Origin of the sequence: Collinsella sp. Sow4_E3 (genome assembly GCF_052116285.1) — a bacterium.
Classification (GTDB): domain Bacteria; phylum Actinomycetota; class Coriobacteriia; order Coriobacteriales; family Coriobacteriaceae; genus Collinsella.
Genome location: NZ_JBQKLJ010000044.1, coordinates 1 through 2,608, shown reverse-complemented (window position 1 = coordinate 2,608; position 2,608 = coordinate 1). Strand labels below are relative to the sequence as shown.

General features: G+C 64.5%; 3 protein-coding genes. All 3 read left to right on the top strand.

The features are described 5' to 3' along the window. Nucleotides 1-121 precede the first annotated feature (121 nt). Nucleotides 122-556: a hypothetical protein gene (locus ACTQ48_RS10985; RefSeq protein WP_441036951.1), complete on the top strand. Its 435-nt coding sequence runs from the start codon at nucleotides 122-124 to the stop codon at nucleotides 554-556. Continuing rightward, complete coding sequence (locus ACTQ48_RS10980) at nucleotides 556-2,163, top strand: hypothetical protein (protein WP_441069373.1); 1,608 nt, start codon at nucleotides 556-558, stop codon at nucleotides 2,161-2,163. Before ACTQ48_RS10985 ends, ACTQ48_RS10980 begins: the two co-directional genes overlap by 1 nt. Nucleotides 2,164-2,182: 19 nt before the next feature. Then, nucleotides 2,183-2,608: phage portal protein (locus tag ACTQ48_RS10975; protein ID WP_441570936.1), on the top strand; the 426-nt coding region annotated here is incomplete at its 3' end.

Here is a 2,608-nt window from a genome sequence, read left to right as displayed (position 1 = left end):
TCGAGGATCGTCGGCAGCGTCAGATGTGTATAAGAGACAGGTCTACAGGGCCTGAAAACCATTCTCTCTGGTGGTGCGATACCACCAGATGCATATCGGCGCGACGCTGGAGGTGTTGAGCATGTCTGACGAGCCCCATATCCCGGCCCCGTGTCCAGCCTCGTTGGCGGATGGTGGGCGTGCTTTGTGGCGTGGCGTGGCGGACGTGTTCGAGCTGACGCCGGAGCAGTTGGTGCAACTGGAGGAGGCGTGCCGGGCAAAGGATCGGCTCGATTCTCTGGATGCGGCGATCCGTGGCAAGCATGACGTGCTGCTGTCGATTGAGACGGACGGTAACGGAGTGTCCAGCTTGGTCGTGAACTCGGCGCTGCGTGAGGCGAACGCGACGGCCACGGTCCTCAAGCAGCTGCTGGCGGCGCTGCGGTTGCCGGACGTGGAGGGTCGACGGCCCCAGTATCGGGGTCCGAGGGGTGCCTATCAGAAGTCTGTGGAGTCGGTCGCATCCGCAGGCAAGGTGTCGAGCCTTGACCGGGCGCGGAAGCGGCGCGCAGGCTGATGTTCCGCCCCCTGTTCGAGGGGCAGAAGTGCTCTCTCGGCTATGCCGTCATCGACTGGCTCGAGGCGTATGCCTGCCATGGCCCTGGGCCGGTGGAGGGGCAGCCGTTGACGTTCGATGACGAGATGTTTGACTTCATCGTGGACGCCTACGAGCTCGAACCGGCGTCGGGGCGTCGGTTGATCTCTCGTGGCGTGCTGTCAATGCCGAAGGGTCGGGCGAAGTCGGAGGTCGCGGGCCTGATTGGCGTGGCGGAGGCTCTGGCCCCGGTGCGTTTTGACGGCTGGGATGCGAGCGGGCAGCCGGTGGGACGCCCGATCCGCTCCCCGTTCGTCCGCTGCCTCGCGACCGAGGAGAAGCAGTCGGGCAACACGTTCCAAAACATTGCTTTCGTGATGGGTGACTGGGGACACGACAACCACCCAGACATCTACGACGGCGTGAAGGGCATCCGCGACTACCGCTCAGCGACTAACATCTATCTGCCGAACGGTGGGGAGTGCCGCTCGAGTTCGTCTGGTGCCGCGTCGAAGGACGGCGGCAAGGAAACGTTCCTCGTGCCGGATGAGGTGCACCTGTACGTGCTCCCGGAGCTGCGGAACATGTACGCCACGACGATGCGTAACTTACCGAAGAGGTCGCGTGACGAACCGTGGGCGCTGCTGACAACGACCGCATTCCGTTACGGCGAGGAGAGCGTCTGGGAGACGATCTACAAGCGTTGGAAGGCCGAGCAACTAGGCCCCGGATGGCTGGTGCACCATCGCGAGGCGAAGGGACCGATCCGCATCTATGAGGACCGCGAGCACACGCTGGCGCAGCTGCGTTACGTGTACGGCGCGGCGATGGACCCCGTGTCGGGGTGGATGACCCCTGAACTTGCCTATCGGACGATGCTGGACCCAACCGAGTGCCGTGACGAGGCTGAGGGTGCCCGCTACTACCTGAACCGCGCCATGGCGTCCTCGGATGCGTGGATCGCGCTCAGGGCTGTGGAGGACGCCCAGATGGACGGCCCCGAACCTGCCGATGGCACAGCGATCACGCTCGGGTTCGACGGGTCGCTGAACTCCGACTCGACCATCCTCCGCGGCTGCCGGATGTCAGACGGCTACCGGTGGACGATCGGACTGTGGGAGAAACCCGAGGGTGTCGACGGCATCGGATGGCAGGTGCCGCGCACTGAGGTGCTGGAGCGTATCCGTGAGGCGCACAAGCGCTATCGCGTGATCCGAGGCCACTACGACCCACACGAGTGGCGCAGCGACATCTCAGACCTGGCGCACGAGTTCGGCGAGGACGTGGTGGTCGAATTCCCCACGACGTCGGACACCCTGATGGGGCCGGCGCTGGACACGCTCCACACCGACATCGTGAACGGCACCACGAAACAGAGCAGCGACCCGGACGCGCTGCGGCACTACGGCAACGCGTTCGTGAAGCGGCGCGGCCAGTACCGGCTGATCCGCAAGGAATACCCGAACAGCCCCCGCAAGATCGACGTCGTAGTGGCAGACGCCCTCGCGTACGCGGCGAGACGGGCTGTGCTGGCCACCGACTGGACCGATGACGACTCACAGAACAGCGCCGTGTGGTGCTTCGCCTAGACGATGAATGGAGGTGGGCATGGGTGACATTGATGTCCTGAACCGCCTCCACCGCAAGACCCCGAAGATCAAGCGCGACTACAAGCACCTCGACATGTACTACGAGGGCCTGCAGAAGATCGACGTGATCGGTCTCGCCGTGCCGCCCGAACTGAGGATGTTCGAGGTCGCGATCAACGTGCCACGCATGGCTGTGGATGAGCCGGAGCGCCGCCAGCAGTTGCGCGCCTTCCAGCGGTCGGGTTCCGACAAGATCGACCGCGGCTTGCAGGAGGCGTGGGAGTACAACAACTTGCCCTCCCAGTCATCGCTGCTGCACAAGGACTGCCGAACTTTCGGGCGCGGCTTCGCGGTCGTGTCCACAAACCCTGAAGAACCCGATCAGCCGCTCATCACCGTGGAGTCGCCTGAGGCGTTCTCGGTCGAGATCGATCCCCGTCGGCGC

What these genes read in the sequence shown, in the direction of transcription:
- ACTQ48_RS10985 (WP_441036951.1), top strand. Translation starts at nt 122, where the DNA reads ATGTCTGACGAGCCCCATATCCCGGCCCCGTGTCCAGCCTCGTTGGCG.
- ACTQ48_RS10980 (WP_441069373.1), top strand. Translation starts at nt 556, where the DNA reads ATGTTCCGCCCCCTGTTCGAGGGGCAGAAGTGCTCTCTCGGCTATGCC.